We start from the raw sequence: 25,441 nt of genomic DNA, 5'->3' as shown, positions 1-25,441 counted from the left end.
TTAGCTCCGATACAGCCCGCCAATCTTGTCCTGATAGCGGTCACGGATCTTATCGCTGGCGTATTTTCATGCTCGGCGTCATCTCCTCATTCTCGATTGAGAACGCTTCATCAGCAAAGGTGAACTGGCGTACCTTCTCGATCACCGACAAATCCGTGTTCACCCGGTCAACGGCTGCGCGAACAGCGGTCTTGAAGGCCGGAAGGTCTTGCAGAGCGGTCATGTCGAACTTCTCGTCATTGGCGCGCGCCCATTCGACCGCCCATTCTGCGTCCGGCACAACCAGGCCGACCACATAGGGCCGCTTGTCCCCGCTCACCATCGCCTGCGCGATTTCCGGTTGCAGGGTCAGCATGCCTTCAATCTTTTGCGGGGCAACATTGTCGCCCTTGTCGTTGACGATCATGTCTTTCTTACGGTCGGTGATCACGATCCGGCCTGCTTCATCCAGATGCCCGATGTCGCCCGTGTGCAGCCACGGCGCACCATTGGGATCATTGGGATCTCTCATAAGCGTGCGCGCGGTTTCGGCGTCATTCTGCCAATATCCATGCATCACCAACTCGCCGCGGCACAGAATCTCGCCATCATCGGCGATCTTGATCTCCACCCCGCGCATCGGCGGGCCGACGGTGTCCATCTTCAGGCCAGTTGCTGGGCGATTGCAACTGATCACCGGGCCGCTTTCGGTCTGGCCATAACCTTGCAGCATGGTGAGGCCCATTGCCTCAAAGAATGTGCCAACGTCTGGGTTGAGCGGCGCTCCGCCAGAAACCATAGCTTTGATCCGGCCGCCAAATTTGTCGCGGATTTTTGGGCGCAAAGTGCGCTCAACGATGAAGTCCATCGGCTTATCGCGTTTGCGCTTGTTACCGCGCTCGGCGGCTTTCTCACTAATCGTCAGTGCGCGGTCCATCAGATAATTGGCGAGCTTGCCTTGCTTTTGGACCTGCTTGAGGATCTCGGCTGCGCAGCACTTCGAACAGGCGCGGGACCACGACCATAATGGTCGGGCGCACTTCCTCGATATTGCTGGCGAGTTTCTCTAGGCCTTCCGAGTAATAGATCTCTGCCCCGACGGAGATTGGCAGATATTGCCCGCCCGTATGTTCATAAGCGTGGCTGAGAGGCAGGAACGACAGGAAACGTTCGTCGGAAATGCCAAAATCATTGATCAGGATTTCAGCTGCGCCTCCTGCATTGCACAGGATCGCGCCATGATGCTGCTTCACCCCGCGCGGGGCGCCGCCGGTGCCGCTGGTGTATATCAGACAAGCGGTGGTGTCGCGCGTAATGCCCTTAAGGCGCTCTTCCACGGCTACGCGGGCCTGGGCCGGATCGCCCGCCACCATGCTGTCCCAGTTGTGGTACTCAAAGCCGCTTGATTGCTTGCGGTGCAGATCTTCGATGCCGATCACATGGTCGGCAATGCCGGTCGATTGGATCGCGCCATGCACGGGGGCCAGCAGTTTTTCGGTCGAGACGATCACCACGCGCGCGCCGGAATTGTCCAGGATGTGGCAATGATCGCGCTCGGTATTGGTAATGTAGGTTGGCACAGTGATGCAGCCCGCGGCCATCACAGCGAGATCGGAAATGCACCATTCGGGGCGGTTTTCTGAGACCAGCGCCACGCGGTCCCCGACTTTCAGGCCAATCCGGCGCAGCCCCTCTGCGAGCAAGCAGACCTGCTCTGCTACCTCACGCCAGCTTTGCGTGGTCCATTCGCCATTGGCTTTGCGCCCCAGAAACGGCGCATCGCCTTTTTCATCCGCGCGTTTCAGGAACAATTCGACGAGATTGTTCGCATTATCGATGTCGTTGAGATGCGTGTCTTGCGGCACTGAAATTTGGCTCCCCCACCAGTTTTCTAGTTTTGCGCAGATTAGGCGCGCCCAGAATTAGCGCAAGCGTCAATGGTGCTTGCCGGTTTGAAGAGGTAATGCATCGGTGGTGAGCCGAGTTCCACGGCCTAGCAACGCCGCTAGCGAGTATAGACCAGCTTTGGTGCGATACGCGGATCGGTGGCCACTTCCCAACCATCCGATGTACGGCGCAATGCGTTGGCCTTTAGCGGCGGGCCAAAAGCACGGATCTGTGTGTGGCCCAGCGCTGTCAGCTCTTCCTGCATATCCTCCAGCATGGAGCCCTGTTCAATCACGGCGGTTTCGCCAAACGACATAATCAGCGGCAGAGCCAGTGCGTCCTGTGCGCTTAGTCCGAAATCGATCACGCCAATGATGGAGCGAGCGACCTGCACTGGAATGGTCGGTCCACCTGCCGCGCCAATCACCAGGATAACGTCACCCTTTTGATCAAGTACGATTGTCGGTGCCATAGAGCTGCGGGGCCGCTTTCCGCCCGCGACCGCATTGGCGACCGGCTTGCCATCGACCAACGGAGTGGAGCTGAAATCGGTAAGCTCATTGTTGAGGTAGAACCCGCCAAAAAATAGGCCTGATCCAAACGCACCCTCCACGGTTGAGGTGTAGCTGACCGCATTGCCATTGCCATCGACCACGGAGAAATGGGTCGTGCCCTGCTCCAGTGGCTCGTTACCATCTGCGCGGGCAAGAGGGGCCCCAGGAGGCGTGCCTGGTTTGAGGTCGGTGATCGTGGCCGATGGGCTGATCAGCGCACTGCGGCTCGCGACATAGGCGGGATCCACCAGACCCTTCACCGGCACTCTCACGAAATCGCTGTCGCCAATATACAGCTCGCGGTCGGCATAGGCGACTCGCTGAGATTCCAGAAAAAGGTGCCAGAATGTGGGGCTTTCTGGCCCAAGTGCGCCCAGGTCAAAACGCTCTAGCTGTCCCAGCATTTGCGCAACCGCAACGCCGCCTGATGAGGGCGGACCCATGCCGCAGACCTGATATTCGCGGTAGGGCGCGCAGACCGGATCGCGCAGTTTGGACCGATAGCCAGTGATGTCCGCCGTGGTCATCTTGCCATCTTGCGGCGTCTTTTCGGCGATATATCCCGCCAAATCCGCAGCATTGCGATCATACAGCGCCTCTGCCCCGGTCTCGGCCAGATCCGTGAGCGCCTCGGCCAGCTCGCCATTACGGATGATGGAGCCAACCGGCAGCGGTTCGCCATCCGCACCAAAGAAAACGGCGCGCGCTTCTGCGGTCAGCCCGGCGCGTCCTTTATTGCGGCCAGACAGCGATTCGTTGAGCCGCACATTCATGCGGAAGCCATCCTCAGCCAGAGCGATGGCGGGCTGAAACAGGTCTGCCCAAGGCAATTTGCCGTGCGTTGCATGCGCTTTTGCTGCGAGGGCAAGATTGCCCGGCACACCGACACTGAGGCCGGAAAGGACGCGCAACTCGCGCGGCAAGCGTTCGCCATTTTCATCGAGGAAGCGTGTGCCGGTTGCCGCTGCAGGCGCGGTTTCGCGGCCATCATAGGTCAGCAATTCGCCGCCCTTGCCATCGGCCCGGACCAGAAAGCCGCCGCCGCCAATGCCTGAGCTTTGCGGTTCCACCACGGTCAGTGCTAGCATCACTGCAATCGCGGCATCGGTGGCAGAGCCGCCTTTGGCCAGGATTGCTTCGTGCGGCGGCGGTGGCGCGCGGATCGGCGCTGCTCACCGCACCGGTGAGGACAGGCTCAGCTGGTGCGGCGGTGCTGCTGGCAGAGCTTTGAGAGCTGTAGGCTGAGCAGCCTGTGAGAAGAGCAACGACGGCGAGACTTGCAGAAAGGCGTTTGATCATGCTTCGCAGCGCTATTCGGTTCCGACTGCCTCTGCAATACTGGTGAACCCATCGCGTTTCATCAACCGCTCTAAACCGCGCGCGATCTGAGCGCCAAGGCCGGGGCCTTCATAGACCATGGCAGAATAAAGTTGGACCAGGCTGGCGCCCGCACGAATGCGCTCCCACGCGTGCTCGGCGCTGGCAATTCCGCCAACGCCGACCAGCGGGATGCCGCCGCCGGTCGCTGCGCGGAAATCCCGCACGCGTTTGAGCGCCAGTTTGCGCAATGGCGCACCGGAAAGCCCGCCGGCCTCACCCGCATGGTGTGAACGCAGTGCTGGCCGCGAAATGGTTGTGTTGGAGACAATCAGCGCGCCCAGCCGCTTGTCCAGAGCGATCCGGGCGATTGCATCAATATCATCCTGCATCAGGTCTGGGGCGACCTTGAGGAAGATCGGCGGCAGTTTTGTGAGACCTGTGCCAGGCCTCTTTACGCGCCTCGATCACGGCGTCGATCAATTCGCTGAGCGCGCCTTCGTCTTGCAGCGCGCGCAGCCCAGGGGTGTTGGGGCTGGAAACATTCACTGCGAGATAGCTGGCGAGCGGGGTCATCATTCGCGCCATCGCTGCATAATCGGCGATGCGATCCTCTGAATCCTTATTCGCGCCGATATTAATGCCGACAATACCAGGGTTGTCTCTGCGCCGCTCCAACCGGGCAAGTGCCGCTGCACCGCCGCCATTGTTAAAGCCCATGCGATTGATGACGGCCCTATCCTCTACCAGGCGGAACAGGCGCGGCTTTGGATTGCCAGCTTGCGGGCGCGGGGTGATCGAGCCGACTTCGGTGAAACCAAAGCCTAGGCCGAGCAGCTGATCCGGAACTTCTGCATCTTTGTCGAAGCTGGCTGCCACCCCGACTGGGTTGGGAAAATGCAGCCCAGCAATCTCGATTGCGCCCGGCCCCGTTTGTGAGGTGGCGCGCAGCGGCGACGCTTTGAGCGCGGTCACCCCGAGTCGGTGAGCCTTCTCCGAATCAAGCGAGAAAATTGCCGGGCGTAAAAAGCGAAACAACATAACTGCGCGCTATCGCAATATTTGCATGCTTGTCGAGGGTGTTTGCGCAACAGAATTCAGAAAAATTGTGGGGGGGACTGCAATTTGTCGTTTGCATACAATTATTCGCCGTATTTCTGTCCTACATGATGCGTGCGACCCGAAGGGCTCGGAGCAGCAATGCGAAGAGTTCCTCAACTTCAATAGGACGGTTCTCGTTTGAGAGCCGTCCTTTTTTTGTGTTAAATCATAGGGGAAGCGGCTAGGCCTCGCCCGATGAGGCGCTCGTAATGGTTGACTATCACTCCACAACAACGATTCAGAGCGAGTCTGATTTTTCTGAAGCGGGGTTTGAGCTTACCCCTGCATCCCTCATCTCTATTGAGTACATCGCGCCGCCATCCGCGATCAGTGATTATGTGACAACCCTGTATCACTTTCGCTGTGAAGAAGCGGAAATCCGAGACATTCAGCTAAGCCTCAATCGGCCATCTCTCACTTTTCCCGCTTGGAAGGGGCGAAATGCTGTTCCCGAATGGGCGCCGAGATTCCAACCCAGCAATTGCAATGCTCACGCCGCTTTCAACTGCAACGCCGATTGTTGTTGAAGGACCATTTCATGTGATTGGTGCGGCCCTCACCCCGCAAGGCTGGGGTGCACTCACTGGCTTGCATGCAGGCGAGCATCGAGATCGGATGATCGAGGCGCGCACCGTACTCGGCGGCGAAGTTGTGGCCATGGGTGAACGTCTCAATGCCGGATATCGTGCAGGTAAATTCAGCGGGCGCGAATGCGCAATTGAAATCGGTGCATTTATAGAAGGCCGGGTACGGCCACTCAAGGCACGCCACAATGAGTTGATTCGAACAGTGAATCGGTGGCTGGGTGCGTCGCTCAATCCGGATCTGGCGGACTTGATGGCGGCGGCGTCCTATTCCGAACGGCAGGTTCAGCGCCTGGTCGAGCGGTATTTTGGCCTCCCACCGCAAGCGCTCGCGCGCAAATACCGCGCCTTGAGAGCTGCGGCATGGCTGTCCTTCCCGCAGCTCACGCCTGAATATGAGGCAGAATTGGCCGATGCATTTTTCGATCAATCGCATATGATTCGCGAGATCCAGCGTTTTGCCGGGCGCACCCCAGCGCGGTTGAGCGATGATGACAGCCCATTCTTGAATGAAATGATCGACCTGAAGAATTTTCGCGAACTGGGCTAGGACCTGCGGAAATTTGCCCCGCCAACGCTGCCATTACCAGTTATGAGGATATCTATGCGACGCTTCGCTATTGTCTTTAGCTCCACTCTTGCCTTGGCTGCCTCCGCTTGTGCGCCCACCGCGCAGCAGCAGCTCGCCAGCGCAGACAAGCCCGCGCTGACCGCCGATGCAGCTCCGACAATGGGCGCATTTTTCAAGCAATATGACGAAGCGCAATTGGTTCTATCGCCTCAAGGTAAGGCGTATCGCGGTATTCGTGATACAGCCTATGGCGAGTGGGATGATTACAGCGATGCGGGTGCGGTTGCCCAAGCGCAATTGCTGCAAAACACCGCCAGCGAACTGCGTGATAGATACAATCTCGATGGGTTGTCAGGTGACGATGCGCTGTCGTTTCGGCTGTTCGAAGCGATGGCGGAGCGCAGCGCACGCACGCATAAATATCGCAAGAATGTCTATCTGTTCAATCAGATGCGCGGAGCGCAGAGCCAACTTCCTGCTTTTTTGATCAACATTCACCGGGTCGACACCGCCGAGCATGCCGAGGCGTACATCAGTCGGATAGAGGGCTTGGGCGCGGTGATTGATACGCTCATGGTCGAAGCGCGTGAGCGGGCGGAGAATGGCGTGATGCCGCCCAAATGGGTCTATCCCTATGTGATCTCCGACATCGAGAACTTGCTCAATGCCGGCGACGATAACGCTGTGCTGAACGACTTTGGTGAGAAGGTCGATGCGCTCTCATTGGGTGATGACACTACAATCGCGCTTAAGATGGATGCGACCAAAGCTTGGGTGATGACAGCCACTCCGGCCTTGCGAGCGCTGCTAGCTGAGATGAAACGCCAGGAAGCCATCGCGCCCACCGATGACGGCGTGTGGCGGCTTCCCGAGGGCAAGGCCTACTACGAAGCCTTGCTCAAAAACTACACCACCACCGATCTCTCCGCTGATGAGATCCACAACATCGGCCTTAGCGAGGTTGAACGGATCCACGGTGAGATGCGCGCGATCATGGCCAAGGTCGGGTTTGAGGGCAGCCTACAGGACTTCTTCAAGTTCACCCGCAACGACGACCGCTTCTTTTACACCAGCCGCGAAGACTATCTCGCCGATGCCAATGCGGTGCTGCGCAAGCTAGAGGCGAAGCTGCCGGACTATTTCGCGGTGTTGCCTAAGGCGCCGATGGTGATCAAGCCGGTTGAGGCATTCCGTGAAAAGAGCGCAGGCAAGGCGTTCTACCAAAGCCCGGCGCCGGATGGATCACGCCCCGGCACCTATTACGTGAACCTCTACAATCTACGCGATATGTCCAAGAACGAGCTGGAGGCGCTGGCCTATCACGAGGGTTCACCCGGCCATCATTTGCAGCGTGCGCTTCAGACGGAGCTTGGCGATGTGCCACCGTTCCGCCGGTTCGGCGGGGTCACCGCCTACACCGAAGGGTGGGGGCTCTATTCTGAAGAGTTGGGCAAGGACATGGGCTTCTACACCGATCCCTATTCCGATTTTGGCTAAGCTGGGCATGGAGCTTTGGCGGGCCTGCCGCCTCGTTGTGGACACCGGCATCCATGACAAACGCTGGAGCCGGGAGGAGGCGATCCAATATCTCACGGATAACACGCCCAATCCCGACGGTGATATTCGCAAGGCGATTGAACGTTACATCGTCTATCCGGGCCAAGCGACGGCCTATACCATCGGCAAGCTGAAGATTATGGAGCTGCGTGCGCAGGCTAAGACCCGGCTGGGCGGTCAGTTCGATATCCGCGAATTTCACGATGTGGTTCTGAAAACTGGGCCGGTTCCGCTCAATATTCTGGAAGAGAATGTGGAGCGCTACATCAATAAGCGCTTGGCGATCATGACAGACGGGTCGTGAGTTTACGGCCCAAGGCAAAACCGCGCTAGGCGCTAACGACTCGCAACAGGCGCATTTGCGTTGAATTCGGATGAATTCGCTCTTAATTGCAATTCGGAACGAATCTGTCCGATTAAGAGTTTTGGCCGTGTCATCACTCTGGAAACGTAGCGAGCCATGCGCCTTTCAAACCTTGCCGATTATGCCGTGATTATCATGCGCCAGGCCGCCAGCCATTGCGGCGATGGGCGGGTGAGCGCGGCTGAACTGGCCAAGGAAACGGGCCTGCCTGTGCCGACGGTTCAGCGGCTCGTGTCAAAGCTCAGCGCCGCAAACCTACTGCGATCGGTTCGCGGCGCGCACGGCGGATTGCAATTGGCGCGTCCGGCGGCGGCGATCAGCGTGGTTGATATCATAGAAGCGGTAGAGGGGCCGATCGCTCTCACCGCCTGCGTCGATTCCCACGATTGCGACTTTGAGGCCACTTGCGAAATGAAACCGCATTGGCCGATCATCAACACCGCATTGCGCGGCGCCTTGGCGGATATTCCGCTGACGCAGCTGGTGCATGCAGAGGAACTGGTATGAGCGATAATCTCGATATTCAGGAAAACCCGCTTTCCGATGCGCCTGAAATGGACGCCGAGGCCAAAGAGGCTGCCGCCAATGCGGCGGAATATGAGCATGGCTGGTCGGCGGAAATTGACACCGAATTTGCCGAAAAAGGCCTCACCGAAGACACGGTGCGGTTTATCTCGGGCAAAAAGGGCGAGCCGCAATGGATGCTCGATTGGCGGCTGAAGGCGTTCCGCCTGTGGGAGCAGATGGAAGAGCCGGATTGGGCCAAGGTCGGTTATCCGAAAATCGACTATCAAGATGCCTATTATTACGCCGCGCCGACGAAGAAGGTCGAGCTGGATTCGCTCGATGATCTCGATCCGGACATCAAGGCCGTCTACGACAAGCTCGGTATTCCGCTTGGCGAGCAAGAGGTGCTCGCCGGGGTTAAAGGCGCAAAGAAGGTCGCGGTGGACGCCGTGTTTGACAGCGTCAGCGTCGCGACAACCTTCCGCGAAGAGCTGAAGAAGGCAGGCGTCATCTTCCTGTCGATTTCTGAGGCGATCAAGGAATACCCAGAACTGGTCAAAAAATGGCTCGGCAAAGTGGTCCCTCAGCGCGACAATTACTTCGCGACGCTTAACTGCGCGGTCTTTTCCGATGGCACATTTGTCTATGTGCCAGAAGGCGTGCGCTGCCCGATGGAGCTCAGCACCTATTTCCGCATCAATGCGGAGAACACCGGCCAATTTGAGCGGACCCTGATCATCGCCGAGAAAGGCGCTTACGTCTCCTATCTCGAAGGTTGCACCGCGCCGATGCGTGATGAGAACCAGCTGCACGCCGCCGTGGTCGAATTGGTCGCTATGGAAGATGCCGAGATCAAATATTCCACCGTTCAGAACTGGTATCCCGGCAATTCTGAAGGCGTGGGCGGGATCTACAATTTCGTGACCAAGCGCGGGCTGTGCCAGGGTGACCGCTCAAAGATCAGCTGGACGCAGGTCGAAACAGGCTCTGCAGTGACGTGGAAATATCCATCCTGCGTGCTCAATGGCGAAGACAGCGTGGGCGAGTTTTACTCGGTTGCGGTCACCAACAATTTCCAGCAGGCCGATACCGGCACTAAGATGATCCACAATGGCAAGGGTTCGCGCTCGACCATCATCTCCAAAGGTATTTCGGCTGGCAAGTCGAACAACACCTATCGCGGCCTTGTGCGGGTTGGCCCCAATGCCGACGGCGTGCGCAATTTCACGCAGTGTGACAGCCTGCTGCTTGGCGATGAATGCGGCGCGCACACGGTGCCCTATATCGAGGTGAAGAACCCCGGCGCTCAGATCGAGCACGAGGCGACCACCAGCAAGATCAGCGAAGATCAGATGTTCTATGCGCAGCAACGCGGGCTGGACGAGGAAGAGGCTGTGGCCTTGATCGTCAACGGCTTCGCGAAAGATGTGCTGAAAGAGCTGCCAATGGAATTCGCGGTCGAAGCGCAGAAGCTGCTGGCGATCTCGCTTGAAGGGAGTGTGGGGTGATCACATTCCTCTTCTTTTCAATGATAACTGCGGGCCTTGTTTGGATGCTATTGCGGTTGATCGCTACACGTGGGCACCCACTTTTAAATCCCTCGGATGCCGTTGAGGCTGACCTTAAATGGGGATTGATTGGAACATTCTTCACAATGCAAACGATAGGTGCGGCGATACTCTCTTTTGCGATAACCGTGGTATGGGCTTCTGACTCTCTGGGTTTGAGTGACTTAGTGAAGTCCGATGTCGAGGCTCGACTGTCTCAAAGTGAGAGAGATGCGAACCAATGACTGAACGCAAGAAACTCGCCCTCAAGCCTTCTGACGAAGCGATTGACCCTGAGACCCTCAACAAAAAGGGGCGCGGGTGGAAAATCTCCGACAAGCGCCTCGACGCGCTGCATGACCGTGCGCGCGAAATGCGGCGCTTTGCGAGCCCTGCTAACAAGGCGCTCGCGGCGAAATTCGCGGATGCCGATATGGGGCGCTACACCTTCAAACGCTTCGCAGTCGTCGGCAGCGCGATTGTTGACTTCAATTGTCACAATCTGGGCATGGCGATCATCATCGAGGAAGAGGATGATGATCTGGCGATCTCTAAGCGGCGCGACAAAAGCCTGGAGGCGGTCGGCATTCGCGTGATGCGGATCAAGGCCGAGCACATCCTGGAAAACATGGACAAGGTGCTGGAGCGGATCACCATCGGCATGCGGATGCGGATCGGCGACAAGAAGGACGCAGCACGCGCGCACCGCGAAGAAAACCCCAACCAAGATTACCCCCGCCGCCGCGATTGAGCCGAGCTGGCGACAGACATTTATTTAAGAGAAGATTTGCAATGCTGAAGATTGAAAACCTCCACGCCGAAACCGCCGGTAAGGCGATCCTCAAAGGATTGAGCCTCGAAATCCATCCCGGCCAGGCGCATGCGATTATGGGTCCCAATGGCGCGGGCAAATCGACGCTCGCCAATGTGCTGGGCGGAAAGCCGGGTTACGAAGTGACCGGCGGCAGTGTCGAGTTCATGGGCCAAGATTTGCTGGATCTGGACCCGCATGAGCGCGCAGCCGCTGGCCTGTTCCTCGGCTTCCAATATCCGGTTGAGATCCCCGGTGTTTCCAATGTGCAGTTCTTGCGCGAGGCGCTCAATGCTCAGCGTAAAGTGCGCGGCGAAGAGCCGTTGTCCGGCGTGGAATTTCTGAAACTCGCCAAGGAAAAGGCAGGCCTGCTTGGCATGGATATGGACATGCTAAAACGGCACGTGAATGTCGGCTTTTCCGGCGGTGAGAAAAAGCGCGCTGAAATGGTGCAAATGGGCATTCTTGCCCCGTCGCTGGCGGTGCTGGATGAGACCGATAGCGGGCTTGATATCGATGCGCTGCGCGTGGTGGGTGAGGGCATTAATGCCATCATGCGCCCAGAAGGCGGCGCAGCGGATAAGGGCGTGCTGCTGATCACGCACTACCAACGTCTGCTTGACGTCGTGAAGCCTGACCTCGTTAGTGTGCTTGCCGATGGCCGGATTATCGAAACCGGCGGTCCAGAGCTGGCTCTGCGGCTTGAGAATGAAGGCTATGACGCGGTTATGGCCGAAAACCTTGGGGCGGCGGCGTGAACGAACTGGCCACCCTTCCAACCCGGCACGATGAGGCCTGGCGCTATGCCGATATTTCAGCGGCAGAGGCGATTGGCGCCGCCGCGCTGAACACTTGGCGTGAAATTGCGGTGCCAGCGGGCGAGACGCTCAGTGAGACCTTTGTGCTGGACGGCGATGCGCCTGCGGTTACGCGGCTGCGCGTGGCGCTGTGCGAAGGCGCGCGAGCGGAGTTCTTCGCGGTCAATGCAGCCAGCGGCTCAGCCCGGCTGGAGATTGAAGTGACATTGGCCCGCGCGGCGCATTTTGAATTTGGCGGCGTGACGATTGGCGGCGGCGATGCCACCCGCGAGTTCGTGACCAAGACCATTCATGCAGAGCCAGACGGGACCAGCAACCAGACGGTGCGCAGCGTGCATTGGGGCACCGCCTCGGGCAATTTCCTGGGTGAGATTAACGTCGCACGCCATGCGCAACAGACCGATGCGGCCCAAGACTTTAAGGCGCTGCTTCTGGAAAAAGGCGCGAGCGCCAACGCCGTTCCTCAGCTCGAGATCTTCGCCGACGATGTGAAATGCGCACACGGCGCTACCATGGGTCAGCTCGATGAGAATGCACGATATTACATGGCCGCACGCGGGATTGCTCCTGATGTTGCTCAGCGTTTGCTCGTTCAGGCCTTTATTGGCGATGCTTTGGTGGCGATGGACGACACCAATGCGCAAGCGCAGCTGCTGGATGTGGCGCTGGCCGCGCTGGAGAGGAGCGCGCTGTGAACGCGCCCGCTGCCTTGACCCGCGACGCTGGCGATCTGCGCCGCGCTGACTTTCCTGGCCTGGTCGGCCGGGACGGTGCGCCGTGGCATTACCTCGACACCGCTGCGACCTCCCAAAAGCCGCAGGCGGTGATCCAAGCGATGGCCCGCGCGATGGGCGAGGATTATGCGACCGTTCACCGCGGCGTTTATGCGCGCTCAGCGGAGATGACTGCGGCCTACGAAGGCGCCCGGCGCACGGTTGCCGGCTTCATTGGCGGTGAGGAAAACGAGCTGGTGTTCACACGCGGTGCGACCGAGGCGATCAACCTTGTCGCGAACACTTGGGGACAGGCCAACATTGGCGCTGGCGACCGGATCCTGCTCTCTCAGCTGGAGCATCACTCCAATATTGTGCCGTGGCAAATGCTCGCTGAGCGTGTCGGCGCGCATATCGATGTCTGCCCGCTGACCGATGATCACCAGATTGATCTGGACGCAGCCGAAGCCATGCTGACTGAGCGGCATGGGCTGGTCGCCTTTGGTCATGTTTCCAATGTTTTGGGCTCTGTTCTGGACGCGAAGCGCGCAGCCGGTCTGGCGCATAAGGTCGGCGCAAAGCTGCTACTCGATGGCTGTCAGTCGGCCCCGCACATGCCGGTCGATGTGGCGGCGCTGACTTGCGATTTCTACGTTTTCTCAGCGCACAAGCTTTATGGCCCGACCGGGATCGGCGCGCTTTGGACTAGGGCGGACATTCTGGACGCCATGCCCCCTTGGGAAGGCGGCGGCGCGATGATCGACCGGGTGTCTTTTGAAAAGACGACCTACGCCCCTGCGCCGCAGCGGTTCGAGGCAGGCACGCCAGCCATCACTGAGGCAATCGCCTTTGCGGCGGCGGCTGATTATGTCAGCGACGTGGGCCTAGACCAGATCCATGCGCGGGAGAGCGCTTTGGTCGCTCGGCTGCGCCAGGAACTGGGCGCGATGAATGATGTGCGCCTGTTCGGCCCTGCGGATAGCGCAGGCATCGTCAGCTTTGCGATCGACGATATTCACCCGCATGATCTGGGCACGATCCTGGACGAGGCCAATGTCGCGATCCGGGCGGGACACCACTGTGCACAGCCCCTGATGGAGCATCTGGGTGTTCCAGCAACTGCGCGGGCCAGTTTCGCGCTCTATTCGAATGATGATGATGTTGATGCGCTGCTCGAAGGGATTGCGCGCACGCGTCGTTTGTTTTTGGGAACTTCGTAATGAACAAGCCAGAAGATGACACCAAATTTGTCGCGGCCCCTGCGCCGAACGAGGACGTGGTGGCGAATAAGCCAAAGCGCGCGCGGGTGGATGATGCGATTGACCCTGACGCAGAGGTTGAGGCCGTGTCTGATGAGCCGCGCAAGCGCGACTATCTTGAGGGCTTTCTGGCTCAGGCCCCGGCGACCGGGGAGGTCGGCGGCGCGGGCGGTGATCTGCAACAGGCGGTCGTCGATGCGCTCAAGGAAATTTACGATCCTGAGATACCCGTCAATATCTATGATCTGGGCTTGATCTATGGCGTGGAGGTGGATGACGAGGCCGATGTGACCGTCACCATGACGCTGACAACGCCGCATTGCCCGGTTGCGGAAACCATGCCGGGCGAGGTGGAATTGCGCGCGGCAAGCGTGCCGGGCGTTCGCGATGCCGAAGTTGATTTGGTCTGGGATCCGCCTTGGGGTCCGGACAAGATGACCGATGAGGCGCGGCTTGAGTTAGGAATGCTGTGATGAGTGCCGTGACAATCCAAAAGACCGACTACGCTGATCGACAAGATGCTGCAGATCTAGTTGATTTGCTGGGCTATTATGCGCTCGATCCAATGGGGGAGGAACCCCCTCGATCCCGAAGTTCGCGCCAACCTTGCTGCGCGTCTGCAGGAGCAACAGAACGCTTTCTCCCTGATAGCATATTGCGATGGGGAGCCAGCCGCACTGGCAAATTGTTTTTTTGGATTCTCGACGTTTTCTGCGAAGCCGCTCGTCAACATTCACGATATTGTGGTCAAAACGGCCTATCGCGGTAGGGGGTTGGGCAAGGCCTTGTTTGCGGAGATTGAGGCTATCGCAGCTGAAAACGGAGCGTGCAAAGTTACGTTGGAAGTTCTGAGCGGGAATGAGCCTGCCAAGGCGCTATACAGCTCGTTGGGTTACGGCGACTATCAACTGGACCCAAACAAAGGCCATGCTTTGTTTTGGCAGAAGGAGTTGGCGGCATGACTGATTTCAAAACCAAGACGCGCAAGATCCCCGCGGCTGTCACGCTGACTAAGGGCGCAGAGGCGCGCGTGGCCGAGCTGATGAGCAAAGCACCGGACGATGCGATTGGCGTGAAGCTGTCGACCCCGCGTCGCGGCTGCTCCGGCCTCGCTTATTCGGTTGATTATATCACCGAAGAGGTAGCGATGGATGAGAAGATCGAAACGCCAGGCGGCATCTTCTACATCGACGGAGCGAGCGTGCTCTATCTGGTCGGCTCAACCATGGATTGGGTCGAAGACGACTTCACAGCTGGGTTCACTTTCGAGAACCCCAATGCCAAGGGCGCTTGCGGCTGCGGCGAAAGCTTTATGGTCTAGGCCGCGCCAGGATCGGCTGCAAAAGCCGCTTGCCTGAGCTTCCCGCAGAGCTGGGCGTTCAGCCCTCTTCGCTGAGGCGTTTGATCAGAGCTTGTTCAAGTGCATCCAATTCGCCGTCCGCATCGACCATGCCTTGCAGCCAGGCGTTCTCGTTTTCGGTCACGATATTGCCTTCAGCGGCGCGTTCTTCGAACTGAGAATTCGAGCTCTTTTTGCCAAACACTTTGCCAAAATTGTTGGCGACGTCCGGTGCTGATTTCGCCATTCTGCCCATGAAGCGGCCAACATTCGCTCTGTTGTCGGCGATGAACGCCTCCAGCTCTTTGGCGCGCTCATGGCTGATCTGAGCATGGGCGAGGTGAAAGCCCTTAAGGTAGTTTGCGATGCCATCAACGAACAGATCGGCCCATTCCGGCGCATTTGCATCGTCTTTGGTCGCGTCTTTCAGGCGGAACAGCATTTCTGCGTCGAACCGGGTGACGGCGGCTGTGCCGTGCCCGCCGCTGGCAAAGATCAGGCGGCGCAGGATCTTACATTCCGCCGCGCTGATATGGGTATCCGACAATTCGCCGCCATCGCGGGTAGGGCCGGTGCCGGTCAGCACTTCGTTTTCAACCTGTTTCAGCGCGTAATGCTTGAGAGTGTCTGGCACGTTTTGCGCACGCTCTATGATGCGAACGATCGCTTCGAGTTCGGCCATGCTGTCGACTTTGCCGTCGTGATCGATCTGAGCGATCAGCCATTTGGCTTCATCTTCATCGCACATCAGGCGCGGATCGGTGCCATTGAGGACAAATTCGCCAATCGCCTCGACAAAGAAGTCTGTCCATTCCGGGCCAGAGTTCTCGAGCGCATTGTTGATCGCGAAAATCGCTTCTGCTTCTGCGCGGTGGATAATCCCATCGCCCCAGCCGAGTTGGCGCAAAGAGAGCAATTCTTCAGCTGAGATGTGCCCGTCTTCGCTGGCACGGCGGGTGAGATCGGCAAATTGGGTTGTCATGGCGTGTCAAATTCCCTTCGCAATTGCCCTGAGGTTTAGCGCAAAAGTGCTTAAAGCCGGGTTACCATTGCTTGCGAGGCCGCAGTTGAGTGCGCTTTAGCGGCGGGCCAAATCGCGTACGCAGCTTGCCTCATCCACGCTGGTGCCGCCCTGTGGATTGCGCGCCTCGACATAGGTCGCGGTCGGTGTTTGGCCCGGCTCCAACGGGTAGAGGAAGACATCGAGTACGCAGCCTTCGCCTGCGAATTGCAGCTTGCGCGCGTCCCCCTCGACCAAGTCAATACGGGCATCGCCAAAGCTGGCGGTGAGCTGCTCTGCGCGCGCCCCAATTACGCCGCCCAGACCCCCGGCATTTTGCACTGTCGGAGGTCTGAACCCGCCGCCCGCGGGTAGGTCTTCACCGCGCACGGTGGTGGTCAGCGGGCCAGTGCGGGTCACGCCAGGGCTTTGAGTGGAGCCGCCGCCTGAAGTGCTGGCGCAGGCGCCAAGCAGCAATGTCGCCGCCAGGCCAATCTCTTTACGCATCGCCGCGGCCTCTTTGATCGCGGGTCAAGCGGCCGCGTGCATGGTGCGTCAAATGGGTGCCCGCAGCGGCGCCCAGGATCGGGGCAAGCAGATTTGCAAAAGGCACCAGCATCAATCCCGCAATCACCCCGCCCAGCGCCAATCGCTGAAGCGCACTCACTGGGGTGCCGGTATCGTCCGGCAGGCGATGCCGAAGCCACGCCATATCAGTGAGTTCGCGCCCCAATAGCACTGCGTTGACGATTAGGAAAACTAAGGCGGGGCCAATGGCTGTGAACAACAGGATGATCGCGACGGGCAGAGCCAGCAGGTTGAAGCCTACGGCCCGGCCGATACCGCGCAGGCTGTTGCTGAGGTCTTCCCGAAACGGCAGGTCGCGCGCTGTGCTTGCGGCGTCCGGATAGTGGCGCTGCTCCACTGCGCGCACGATTTCATCGGCGAAGAACTGCAGCACGGCGAGGGCCACCACGCGAAACAGCAACCAACCCATCAGCAGCGTAATCACCACCGTCACTCCTGCCGTGATTGTGCCGGTGTAATCCGCGTTGTTGTAGGGCGCAATCCAGCGCTCCACCATGGTCTCAATCACGAACCACATGCCCGTGCCCAGCACGGCGAAGATCGCTAAAGTGATCAGCAGCGATTTGGCTAGCACCTTCAGCACAGCCCGGTCGATCAGCTGTGCAAATGCCTTCGCCAATGCCGTGATGACCGCTTCCATAGTGTCACCGTTGCGAGAACCACGCGTGCAAGTCAAACTCGGCGCTCAGCAAGGGTCGTCCGGTAACACTTGGCCTGCGCCCTCAGGCGGGCTAGGCGCTGCGGCGCAATTCAGACTTTTAGCCAAACAGGACTTTGCTGTGTCAGAACCCGTAAACGAGCCGCGCTATGATGTTATCGCCATTGGGAACGCTTTGGTGGACGTGATCGCCGCCTGCGAAGACGAACTGATTGAAGAGCTTGATCTTAATCGCGGCGGCATGATGCTGCTCGACGAACCGCGCGCAGAGGAGCTTTATAGGGCGATGCCACCGGCGCGAGAGATGTCTGGTGGTTCGGCTGCGAATACGCTCGCAGGTCTCTCAACGCTCGGCATGCAATGCGCGTTTATTGGCCAGGTGGCGGATGATCAGCTGGGTAAGGTGTTTCGCCATGATATGCGCGCGACTGGTATCGATTTTGATACCCCTGCGCGCAGCAGTGAGCCTGCAACCGGGCGCTGCCTTATCTTCGTGACGCCAGATGGCGAACGCACGATGAATACCTTCCTTGGTGCGGGCCAATTTCTGCCTGCTGCCGCTCTTGATGAAGAGCTGATTACGAGTGGTGCGATCCTCTATCTTGAAGGTTATCTGTGGGATCCAGAGGAGCCGCGCCGCGCCATGCGCCGCGCCATCGAGGTTGCGCGCGCAGCGGGCCGCACGATCGCCTTTACGGCAAGTGAGAGCTTTGTAATTGATCGCCATGGCGACGATTTCCGCGAGATGATTGATGCTGGCCTGATCGACATACTGTTCGTCAACGAAAGTGAGCTTGCAACGCTGACGGGTGAGGATGACTTTGAAGCAGGTGTGGCGGCGGTGGCTGGCAAGGTGCCTGTGCTGGTCGCCACCCGGGGTGAGCACGGCGCAATTGCTGTTGCCCACGGTGAGCGGGCCGAGGTTGCCGCTGAGCCGGTCGACAAGGTCGTCGATACCACTGGGGCAGGCGATCAATTCGCTGCGGGCTTCCTCTCTGGTTACGCAAAGGGAGAGCCGTTGACGCGCTGTCTGAAGCGCGGTGCAATCACGGCCGCTGAAGTGATCTCTCACTATGGCCCGCGTCTCGAAGCAGACATGAAGGCGATGATGGCAGAGAGGCTTTGACGTTGCGCAGGTCCATCCGGACCTGCGGTTTCCTCGCTCATGCGGCCTAACGGCCGCGTTGCTGCGGGCGGGCAGTCGCCCTTGCGAACCCTGACGGGTTCGAGCTGGTTCATGCTAGCACAATTGGTAAGCCTCACTCCATTCACCGCTGCTGAAGCACGCCTGGAGCGGCTGGAACACAGTCTAGGGCCGAAAATCGATTCGATTGATGCAGGCGCGCATAATCGGATTTGTCGATCAAGAGCTGCTGGGGTCTGACGATGTGAAAGAGCGGTGCTAGCCTTAGCAAGCGCTCTCCAAGTAGGAAAATCAGTGCCTCAGCTAGGCCTCTCGCTCAACCTCACGCGCCACTTCCCTATGGCCAATATCCCTCCGGCAAAAGCCGCTCTCAAAATCCAGCGCATCAACTGCGCCATAGGCGGTTTTCTGGGCCTCGGTGGCGCTCATGCCTTTGGCGGTAACGTTGAGCACGCGCCCGCCATTCGCCACGAGCTGTCCATCGACTATCGCCGTGCCAGCGTGGAACACCTTGGCTGCGCCGCCATCGCGCAGTGCCTCTGCCAGGCCCAGATCGATCCGCCCGCCCTTTTCCGGGGTGCCGGGATAGCCCTTCGCCGCCATCACTACGGTCATCGCCGTGGCCGGTGAGAAATTTGCCTCGCACCCGGCGAGTTCAGCCTTGGCGCAGGCCAGCATGATCTCGGCCAAATCGCTGATCAGCCGCGTCATCAGCACCTGGCATTCCGGATCGCCAAAGCGGCAATTGTATTCGATCAGCTTTGGCCCCGCTTCGGTCAGCATCAGGCCGGCATAAAGCACGCCGGAATAGGGCATGCCTTCCGCGCGCATGGTCTCAACCGTCGGCGTGATGATCTCGTCCATCACGCGGGATTGAAGCTCTGACGTCAGCACGGGGGCCGGCGAATAAGCGCCCATACCGCCAGTGTTTGGCCCGGTGTCACCCTCGCCCACGCGCTTGTGATCTTGTGCGGTGCCAAATGGCAGGATCGCGGTGCCATCGGTGATTGCGAAGAAGCTTGCCTCCTCCCCGCGCATAAACTCCTCGATCACCACCTCTGCGCCCGCCGCGCCAAAGCGTCCGCCGAACATATCCGCCAGCGCCGCCTCGGCCTCTTCACGGGTTTCGGCGATCACCACGCCCTTGCCCGCCGCCAGCCCATCGGCCTTCAGCACGTAAGGCGCGTCAAATTTGGCCAGCGCAGCTTCGGCTTCGTCGAGCGAGGTCGTGCGGACATAGCCAGCTGTGGGGATATTCGCGCGGTCGCACAGCTCCTTGGTAAAACCCTTGCTGCCTTCCAGCTGAGCCGCGGCGGCAGAGGGGCCGAATACGGCGGTGCCGCCTTCGCGCAGGCTATCGGCCAGGCCATCGACCAGCGGGGCCTCCGGCCCGATCACCACCAGATCAATCGCCTTTTCCGCGCAGAACGCCGCGACCGCCAGATGGTCACTGGCATCCAAAGTGACCAGCTCTGCTTCCTCGCCAATGCCGGGATTGCCGGGGGCAGCGTGTAGCTTTGTGCATGACGGGGATTGCGCCAGCTTCCACGCTAACGCATGTTCGCGCCCGCCCGACCCAAGTAAAAGGATATTCATGGCTTCCCCGCCGATTGATAGTGATAAACAGGCCAATCTCGTAGCGCGAGAGCGAGAGGGCGACAACGCTCAGCCGCTGTCGATCACCGAGATTTCTGGTCTGCTGAAGCGCACGGTCGAGGATCGCTTTGGCTATGTCCGGCTGCGCGGCGAAATGTCGGGCGTAAAGCGCGCCGCCTCGGGCCATATGTACTGTGCGCTGAAAGACGAAAAGGCCGTGATCGACGGGGTGATGTGGCGCGGCAACACGTCGAAGCTGGCGTTTAACCCGGAAGACGGGCTGGATGTGATCGCCAGCGGCAAGTTGACGACCTATCCGGGCCGCTCAAAATATCAGATCGTGATCGACAATCTGGAGCTGGCAGGCGAGGGCGCGCTGCTGGCTCTGCTAGAAAAGACGCGTGCGAAACTGGCGGCAGAGGGTCTGTTTGCCAGCGAGCGCAAGCGGGCTTTGCCCTATTTGCCGCGCGTGATTGGCGTGGTGACGTCGCCCACGGGCTCTGTGATCCGCGATATTCTGCACCGCCTGGCGGATCGCTTCCCCAGCCACGTGCTGGTCTGGCCGGTGCTGGTTCAGGGGCAGGGGTCTGCATCGCAAGTGGCAAACGCGATCCGGGGCTTTTCGGAAATGGGGCCGGACGGGCCAACCCCGCGTCCCGACCTGCTGATTGTGGCGCGCGGTGGCGGCTCGATCGAAGACCTATGGGGCTTTAACGAGGAAGAGGTGGTGCGCGCCGTTGCGGACTCGACGATCCCGGTGATCTCGGCGGTCGGGCACGAGACCGATACGACATTGGTGGATTATGCGGCGGATCGCCGCGCGCCCACACCCACGGCAGCGGCGGAAATGGCCGTGCCCGTGCGGGCAGATCTCGCCGCGACCCTATCCGACTTTGCCACTCGTCAACGCCGCGCGGTGCACCGCCCGGTGGAGCTTGGGCGCGAACGGCTGGAGGCGCGCGTTCAGCGCCTGCCGCTGCCGGAAAACCTGCTTCAGCCGCAGACCCAGCGGCTCGATGATTTGGCCGAACGTCTGCGGCGCGGCCTGACAATGAGCGCGGGGCAAGGGCGCGAGGCGCTGGCCGGGGTCTCGGCGCGCCTGTCGCCTGCGATATTGCGGCGCGGGGCGCAGGATGCGCGGCGGAGGCTCGATCAAGTGCGGCTGGTGCCGGCCTTGGTGGAGCAGCCATTGGTGCGAAAGCGCGAGACGCTGGATGCGCTGGCGCGGCTCGCAAGCCAGTTTCACCCGGAAAAACCGCTGGAGCGCGGCTATGCCATTGTGCGCGATGGCGCAGGCCGCGCGCTGACCGGTAAGGCGCAGGCGCAGCAGGAATCTGCGCTTAAGCTTCAATTCAAGGACGGCGAGCTAGAGGTGATAGCAGGCGGTGAAGCTGGCACCTCTGCGCAGTCTGCACCGCCACCTGAGCAGCCGCCTGGACCGGCCGCGCCTGCGCCTAGGCCAGCGAAACGGCGCGCGAAACCGTCTAAGCCCGGCAACGCGGCGCAAACGGATTTGTTTGATTAACTCGCCATGCTAGAGAAAAAATCATGTTGATGTCATCGGGCGATAAAGCCGCAAAACTCCATTATGGCCCCTCCACCTTTCGGGTTCTGAGACCGGGCCAGCACGTGCTGTGCGCGGTCAGCGGCGAGGTTATCCCGCTGGAAGAGCTACGCTATTGGAGCGCGGATCGGCAAGAGGCCTATGCAACCTGCGAGATTTCAACCAAGCGTTTGCTGGGCGAGATATGATCGCGTTGCTGGGCAGTCTGCGCGGCGCTGGCCTTGCTGTGGTGCTTGGCCTGCTCGGCTGCGCCTCGGGGGAGGCGAGCACGCCGGAATCGGCTACGGCTGACCCTGCTCAAACGCAGCCAGCCTACACCGCCACCATCGAAGACGCGCGGCCGCAGCCGAAACCGGCGACAGAGCGGATCGGCACTGCGCCCGCTTCGGTTCTGGCGAAGACCAAGCCGCAACTGAGTTTTTCGGGCGAGCTGACCCAAGGCGGGTATATTCGCGGGCGTGTGCCGCGCGGGACGGTGTCGGCGAGTTTGGGTGACCAAACGCTCAGCATTAGCGCAGGCAGCGGCAATTTCTTCGCCGCCTTTGACCGCGACAGCCCCGGCAGTCTGACTTTGTCCGCGACTTTGGAGAACGGTGAGACTGTTACCGAAGAGCTGGCGATCTCTCCGCGCGAATGGAACATCCAACGCGTCAATGTGGCGCGCGGTACGGGCCGATCGAGCGAGGCATGGTGGAAAAAGCGTGAGCCGGAATGGCTAGCGATCAAGGCGGCGCGGGAGAAGGTAACCGGCGCTGAAGGGTGGAAGCAGGACTTTATCTGGCCGGTGAAGGGGCGGATTTCGGGCTTATTCGGGCGTCAGCGGATCTATCGCGGTGAGCCGGGCTCCTACCACTCCGGGATCGATATCGCGCCCGGTAATGGTGTGCTGTTCGTCTCCCCCGCCGATGGCGTTGTGGTTCTGGCGCGCACTGGCTTTAGCCTCGAGGGCGGCCTGATCATCATAGACCACGGCGCAGGGCTCAACAGCGCGTTTCTGCATGCTTCGAAAATCGCCGTGCGGGAAGGGCAGGCGGTCAAGCAAGGCGAATATATCGGCAATGTTGGCGCCACCGGGCGTGCGACGGGACCGCATTTGCACTGGGGCCTGAAATGGCATGACACCCGTCTGGACCCGCTGCTGTTTACCGGCCCGCAATAGAGCGGCTTAAACGGCAAGGACATCCAGCCACAATGGGGCGCAAAATCCTGATTCTAGCGGTCGTGCTTGGCCTTGCGCCGGGCACATGGCTGCGGACTGATCAATCGAGTTCATACGGCGCTGGCGTTGAGGTGATCGACATTGATCAGCGCTCCGGCGTGACCGGGCCGTTAAGGATCACCGGTGCGTGGCAGCTTGATTCCCAAAACGCGCATTTCGGCGGCTATTCCGCGCTCATTCTGCTGGGTAATGGCGATCTCTATGCGGGCAGTGACCGCGGCCGCGTCATGCATTTACGGATGGTCGGTGGCGTGCCAGTGTCTGATGGCACCGTGCTCGATTTCCCACCTGGCTATGGCGCGGTGAGGCGCGGCATTGCTGACCTCGAGGCTTTCACCCGCGATCCCGAAACTGGCACGATCTGGGCCGCCTATGAGCATGGCAATGTGATCGAGCGGATCGCGCCCGATGGCATAATCAAGCGCACCAAACCGCCGCAAATGGCCAATTGGTCACGCAACAGCGGGCCTGAGACCATTGTCCGCCTCGGCGATGGCCGCTTTCTTGTATTGGGCGAGGCTCCGGAAGGCGACGGCCGGACCAATCGCCCCGGTCTGCTGTTTTCAGGCGATCCGGTGGAGGGTGCCGAGGCGATAGAGTTCCGCTTCTTCACCACCCCTGGCTATTCGCCGGTCGATGCTGCTCTGCTGCCGGATGGCGATGTGATCATTCTGGAGCGCCGGGTAGAATATGCGTTCCCAGCCAGATTCTATGCCCGCCTCGTGCGCGCTGACCCCGGTGAGATTGCCGAGGGCGAAGTCTGGGGCGGCGGCGTGTTGGCGACACTTGGCAACGCCTATTGGGGCGAGAATTTTGAGGGGATAGAGTTCGTGCCGTACCCGGCTCCTGCGCAGGGCGATGGTTCTGTAGAGGACGCAGAGGATGAAGACGCCCCGCTGGCAGGCTCGCTCTATCTCATCGCCGATGACAATGTCTCCGCGTTTCAGCGCACCTTGCTGCTGAGGTTGGCCTGGCCCCCCGATGAACCGCAAGGCGACGCGGGCCGCCCGCAGCCTGGCCAAAACGAATCTGCCGCAGGCAAATGAAAAGGCGCGCAAGGCCTTCGCCCGCACGCCCTTTCTAAAATCCGTCAGGAAAACGCAGCCGGTAAATCCGGCCCGCTCGCCAGCCTTATGCGGCGGCTTTTTGCGCCTTGACCAATTCACGCTTCACTTTGCGTGCATTGGCAGACAGCTTGTCGTCCTTGGTCTTCAGCAGCCAATTGTCGAGCCCGCCATTGTGCTCAACCGAGCGCAGACCATGGGTCGATACGCGGAATTTAAAGCCCCGCTCCAGCGTTTCGCTGAGCAGAGTGACGTGCTGCAGGTTCGGCAAGAACACGCGCTTTGTCTTGTTATTGGCGTGGCTAACATTGTTGCCAGTCAAACGACCTTTGCCGGTCAGTTCGCAAATGCGCGACATGATATCTCTCGTCTGTTCACAGTGACAGGTGGCCAAGTGATTCGGCCGCCTAAAAAGTTCGGGTGTTCCCGGAAAGGCGCGCGGATAGCCTCCACAATGCGAATCGTCAAGCAAAGTTGCGCCTATTCGCTGCGCCGTATAGCGACCGCTTATGACCCGCTGGCCCATTCCGCAACCGATGATGCGCGCCCTTGAGGCGGCGCACGAAGCCGCACAGGCGGGTGAGGTGCCGGTCGGTGCGGTTGTGATGCAGGGTGACAAAGTGATCGCGGTCGCGGCCAATGCCACGCGCCAGCCCCCCGATCCCACCGGGCATGCAGAGATCCGCGCCTTGCGCGAGGCCGCGACGAAGCTTGGCCAAGATCGGCTGGGAACATGCGATTTGTATGTGACGCTGGAGCCTTGCGCGATGTGTGCAGGCGCGATCAGCCATGCCCGGATTGCGCGGGTCTATTACGGCGCGAGCGATCCCAAGGGCGGCGCGGTTGAGCACGGCGCGCGCGTGTTTGAACAGGACCAATGCCTGCATAGGCCAGAGGTCTATTCCGGCATGGGCGAGGCAGAGGCGGCGGAATTGCTGCGCGCGTTTTTCCAGGAGCGGCGGTGACCTCTTCCCGTTAGATTTTGCCGCGCCTCGTCCCTCGTGCTGTAACGGCCCGATCTGAACGCGTCACGGTGATCGTCGGCCCTTTGCGATCCGGAAAACTGGCCTTCCCGTTAATAAAGCTCAAACGCAGTGGCTCTAGCATACGCCCGATTCCAACGAAGGGACTTGCCAATATGCGCCATTCCATCCTCTTTATAACTGGTCTCGCAGGCTTGCTAGCAGGTTGCGGTTCTGAAGCCCTTGCCACCTCTGATGATATGCAGGCGGTCTATGTAAGCGTGCGAGAGAATGCGGCCCAAGGGAAAATCGCGGAAGCCGCCCAGCTGACAGACGATCCTGCGACCTTCGAACAGCAAATGACCGATGCGCAAGCTCAGATGGGTGATGCGGAATTTAGGGCGCTGATGGCGGAGGCTGCGAGCGATTTAGATGTGCATGAAGCCGCGAGGAGCGGCGCCTACGGAATACTTATCTTGAATGCTGATTTTAATGGTCGATCCGCGAAAGCAGCGACCTTCTTTGTCGATAGTGGCGGCCAGATGTTGGAGATGGTCCGACCGACGGGCGATGTTCCTTGCGAGCTGTATTCTAAGTTTTATGCTGCCAAGGGTGAACCTGACGCACAGCCTTCTGCATGTAGCTAAGTGCGTCATGACGGGAGGGTTTCTAAAACCCCTTCAGCCGCCCCCAGCCAGCCATTACGGCCCAGCTTGAGGCTAGCCTGCGCCGCGTTTC

25 protein-coding genes and 2 pseudogenes are annotated in these 25,441 nt (G+C 59.8%); 19 read left to right on the top strand and 8 right to left on the bottom strand.

What is annotated here, in order from left to right; translation table 11 throughout:
• The 3 genes and pseudogenes from AC0V6Z_RS04465 to AC0V6Z_RS04455 form a co-directional block, all read right to left on the bottom strand.
• A pseudogene (locus AC0V6Z_RS04465) lies at nt 1-1,844 on the bottom strand (AMP-dependent synthetase/ligase).
• Between the two features lie 140 nt (nt 1,845-1,984).
• Complete coding sequence (locus tag AC0V6Z_RS04460; protein ID WP_472640842.1) at nt 1,985-3,508, bottom strand: gamma-glutamyltransferase family protein; 1,524 nt, start codon at nt 3,506-3,508, stop codon at nt 1,985-1,987.
• Between the two features lie 222 nt (nt 3,509-3,730).
• Nucleotides 3,731-4,778: pseudogene (locus AC0V6Z_RS04455) on the bottom strand (quinone-dependent dihydroorotate dehydrogenase).
• A 501-nt stretch (nt 4,779-5,279) separates the two neighbouring features.
• Here AC0V6Z_RS04455 and AC0V6Z_RS04450 point away from each other — a divergent pair.
• The 12 genes from AC0V6Z_RS04450 to AC0V6Z_RS04395 all read left to right on the top strand — a co-directional run bounded on the left by AC0V6Z_RS04450 (nt 5,280) and on the right by AC0V6Z_RS04395 (nt 14,890).
• Complete coding sequence (locus AC0V6Z_RS04450; RefSeq protein WP_472640183.1) at nt 5,280-5,972, top strand: helix-turn-helix domain-containing protein; 693 nt, start codon at nt 5,280-5,282, stop codon at nt 5,970-5,972.
• Between the two features lie 54 nt (nt 5,973-6,026).
• Nucleotides 6,027-7,490, top strand: a complete 1,464-nt coding sequence (locus AC0V6Z_RS04445) for a DUF885 domain-containing protein (RefSeq protein ID WP_472640182.1) — start codon at nt 6,027-6,029, stop codon at nt 7,488-7,490.
• A 7-nt stretch (nt 7,491-7,497) separates the two neighbouring features.
• Nucleotides 7,498-7,854, top strand: a complete 357-nt coding sequence (locus AC0V6Z_RS04440; RefSeq protein ID WP_472640181.1) for a DUF885 family protein — start codon at nt 7,498-7,500, stop codon at nt 7,852-7,854.
• A gap of 156 nt (nt 7,855-8,010) precedes the next feature.
• Nucleotides 8,011-8,421: an SUF system Fe-S cluster assembly regulator gene (locus AC0V6Z_RS04435; RefSeq protein ID WP_472640180.1), complete on the top strand. Its 411-nt coding sequence runs from the start codon at nt 8,011-8,013 to the stop codon at nt 8,419-8,421.
• Nucleotides 8,418-9,929, top strand: a complete 1,512-nt coding sequence (gene sufB, locus AC0V6Z_RS04430) for a Fe-S cluster assembly protein SufB (RefSeq protein ID WP_472640179.1) — start codon at nt 8,418-8,420, stop codon at nt 9,927-9,929. The genes AC0V6Z_RS04435 and sufB overlap by 4 nt, the downstream gene beginning before the upstream one ends.
• 280 nt (nt 9,930-10,209) lie before the next feature.
• Nucleotides 10,210-10,719 carry an endonuclease domain-containing protein gene (locus AC0V6Z_RS04425; protein WP_472640178.1) on the top strand — a complete coding sequence of 170 codons (510 nt, stop codon included), beginning with the start codon at nt 10,210-10,212 and terminating at the stop codon, nt 10,717-10,719.
• A gap of 41 nt (nt 10,720-10,760) precedes the next feature.
• On the top strand, nt 10,761-11,537 hold the full coding sequence (gene sufC / locus AC0V6Z_RS04420) for a Fe-S cluster assembly ATPase SufC (protein WP_472640177.1): 777 nt from the start codon (nt 10,761-10,763) through the stop codon (nt 11,535-11,537).
• On the top strand, nt 11,534-12,292 hold the full coding sequence (locus AC0V6Z_RS04415; RefSeq protein WP_472640176.1) for a SufD family Fe-S cluster assembly protein: 759 nt from the start codon (nt 11,534-11,536) through the stop codon (nt 12,290-12,292). The genes sufC and AC0V6Z_RS04415 overlap by 4 nt, the downstream gene beginning before the upstream one ends.
• Nucleotides 12,289-13,530, top strand: coding sequence for an aminotransferase class V-fold PLP-dependent enzyme (locus tag AC0V6Z_RS04410; RefSeq protein WP_472640175.1), 1,242 nt, complete (start codon nt 12,289-12,291; stop codon nt 13,528-13,530). The genes AC0V6Z_RS04415 and AC0V6Z_RS04410 overlap by 4 nt, the downstream gene beginning before the upstream one ends.
• Complete coding sequence (locus AC0V6Z_RS04405; protein ID WP_472640174.1) at nt 13,530-14,042, top strand: SUF system Fe-S cluster assembly protein; 513 nt, start codon at nt 13,530-13,532, stop codon at nt 14,040-14,042. The genes AC0V6Z_RS04410 and AC0V6Z_RS04405 overlap by 1 nt, the downstream gene beginning before the upstream one ends.
• 78 nt (nt 14,043-14,120) lie before the next feature.
• The gene (locus tag AC0V6Z_RS04400; protein WP_472640173.1) at nt 14,121-14,531 is read left to right on the top strand and encodes a GNAT family N-acetyltransferase; all 411 of its coding nucleotides are present in this window, start codon (nt 14,121-14,123) and stop codon (nt 14,529-14,531) included.
• Complete coding sequence (locus tag AC0V6Z_RS04395; RefSeq protein WP_472640172.1) at nt 14,528-14,890, top strand: HesB/IscA family protein; 363 nt, start codon at nt 14,528-14,530, stop codon at nt 14,888-14,890. The genes AC0V6Z_RS04400 and AC0V6Z_RS04395 overlap by 4 nt, the downstream gene beginning before the upstream one ends.
• Before the next feature lie 58 nt (nt 14,891-14,948).
• On the opposite strand, the gene AC0V6Z_RS04390 is transcribed toward AC0V6Z_RS04395, so the two are convergent.
• From AC0V6Z_RS04390 to AC0V6Z_RS04380, 3 genes are all read right to left on the bottom strand, one after another.
• A complete protein-coding gene (locus AC0V6Z_RS04390) occupies nt 14,949-15,890 on the bottom strand; it encodes a hypothetical protein (protein WP_472640171.1) in 942 nt (313 codons plus the stop codon).
• A 96-nt stretch (nt 15,891-15,986) separates the two neighbouring features.
• Nucleotides 15,987-16,415 carry a hypothetical protein gene (locus AC0V6Z_RS04385; protein ID WP_472640170.1) on the bottom strand — a complete coding sequence of 143 codons (429 nt, stop codon included), beginning with the start codon at nt 16,413-16,415 and terminating at the stop codon, nt 15,987-15,989.
• Nucleotides 16,408-17,136, bottom strand: a complete 729-nt coding sequence (locus tag AC0V6Z_RS04380; RefSeq protein WP_472640169.1) for an EI24 domain-containing protein — start codon at nt 17,134-17,136, stop codon at nt 16,408-16,410. Before AC0V6Z_RS04380 ends, AC0V6Z_RS04385 begins: the two co-directional genes overlap by 8 nt.
• A 139-nt stretch (nt 17,137-17,275) precedes the next feature.
• Here AC0V6Z_RS04380 and AC0V6Z_RS04375 point away from each other — a divergent pair, with 139 nt between their 5' ends.
• Nucleotides 17,276-18,280, top strand: coding sequence for an adenosine kinase (locus tag AC0V6Z_RS04375; RefSeq protein ID WP_472640841.1), 1,005 nt, complete (start codon nt 17,276-17,278; stop codon nt 18,278-18,280).
• 321 nt (nt 18,281-18,601) lie between these two features.
• Here AC0V6Z_RS04375 and purD read toward each other — a convergent pair whose 3' ends face one another.
• Nucleotides 18,602-19,894 carry a phosphoribosylamine--glycine ligase gene (purD, locus tag AC0V6Z_RS04370; protein ID WP_472640168.1) on the bottom strand — a complete coding sequence of 431 codons (1,293 nt, stop codon included), beginning with the start codon at nt 19,892-19,894 and terminating at the stop codon, nt 18,602-18,604.
• Here purD and xseA point away from each other — a divergent pair.
• The 4 genes from xseA to AC0V6Z_RS04350 are packed head-to-tail and all read left to right on the top strand — an operon-like array spanning nt 19,893 to nt 23,723.
• Nucleotides 19,893-21,419: an exodeoxyribonuclease VII large subunit gene (xseA, locus tag AC0V6Z_RS04365; protein WP_472640167.1), complete on the top strand. Its 1,527-nt coding sequence runs from the start codon at nt 19,893-19,895 to the stop codon at nt 21,417-21,419. The two genes, purD and xseA, sit on opposite strands and share 2 nt — an antisense overlap.
• A gap of 23 nt (nt 21,420-21,442) precedes the next feature.
• Nucleotides 21,443-21,646, top strand: coding sequence for a DUF2093 domain-containing protein (locus tag AC0V6Z_RS04360; protein WP_472640166.1), 204 nt, complete (start codon nt 21,443-21,445; stop codon nt 21,644-21,646).
• The gene (locus AC0V6Z_RS04355; protein ID WP_472640165.1) at nt 21,643-22,617 is read left to right on the top strand and encodes a M23 family metallopeptidase; all 975 of its coding nucleotides are present in this window, start codon (nt 21,643-21,645) and stop codon (nt 22,615-22,617) included. The genes AC0V6Z_RS04360 and AC0V6Z_RS04355 overlap by 4 nt, the downstream gene beginning before the upstream one ends.
• A 32-nt stretch (nt 22,618-22,649) precedes the next feature.
• Entirely contained in the window at nt 22,650-23,723 is a 1,074-nt protein-coding gene (locus AC0V6Z_RS04350; RefSeq protein WP_472640164.1) for an esterase-like activity of phytase family protein, read from the top strand.
• A gap of 85 nt (nt 23,724-23,808) precedes the next feature.
• On the opposite strand, the gene rpmB is transcribed toward AC0V6Z_RS04350, so the two are convergent.
• On the bottom strand, nt 23,809-24,099 hold the full coding sequence (gene rpmB, locus AC0V6Z_RS04345; RefSeq protein ID WP_472640163.1) for a 50S ribosomal protein L28: 291 nt from the start codon (nt 24,097-24,099) through the stop codon (nt 23,809-23,811).
• A gap of 151 nt (nt 24,100-24,250) precedes the next feature.
• Between rpmB and AC0V6Z_RS04340 the strand changes: the two genes are divergently transcribed.
• Together AC0V6Z_RS04340 and AC0V6Z_RS04335 are read left to right on the top strand one after the other, a co-directional pair.
• On the top strand, nt 24,251-24,706 hold the full coding sequence (locus AC0V6Z_RS04340; protein WP_472640162.1) for a nucleoside deaminase: 456 nt from the start codon (nt 24,251-24,253) through the stop codon (nt 24,704-24,706).
• A 173-nt stretch (nt 24,707-24,879) separates the two neighbouring features.
• A complete protein-coding gene (locus AC0V6Z_RS04335; protein WP_486176437.1) occupies nt 24,880-25,350 on the top strand; it encodes a hypothetical protein in 471 nt (156 codons plus the stop codon).
• The last annotated feature ends 91 nt before the right edge of the window (nt 25,351-25,441 follow it).

It is taken from the genome of Erythrobacter sp. SN6-5 (genome assembly GCF_057364945.1).
Note: the sequence above shows the minus strand (reverse complement) of the source record. Positions and strands in the feature narration are given on the sequence as shown.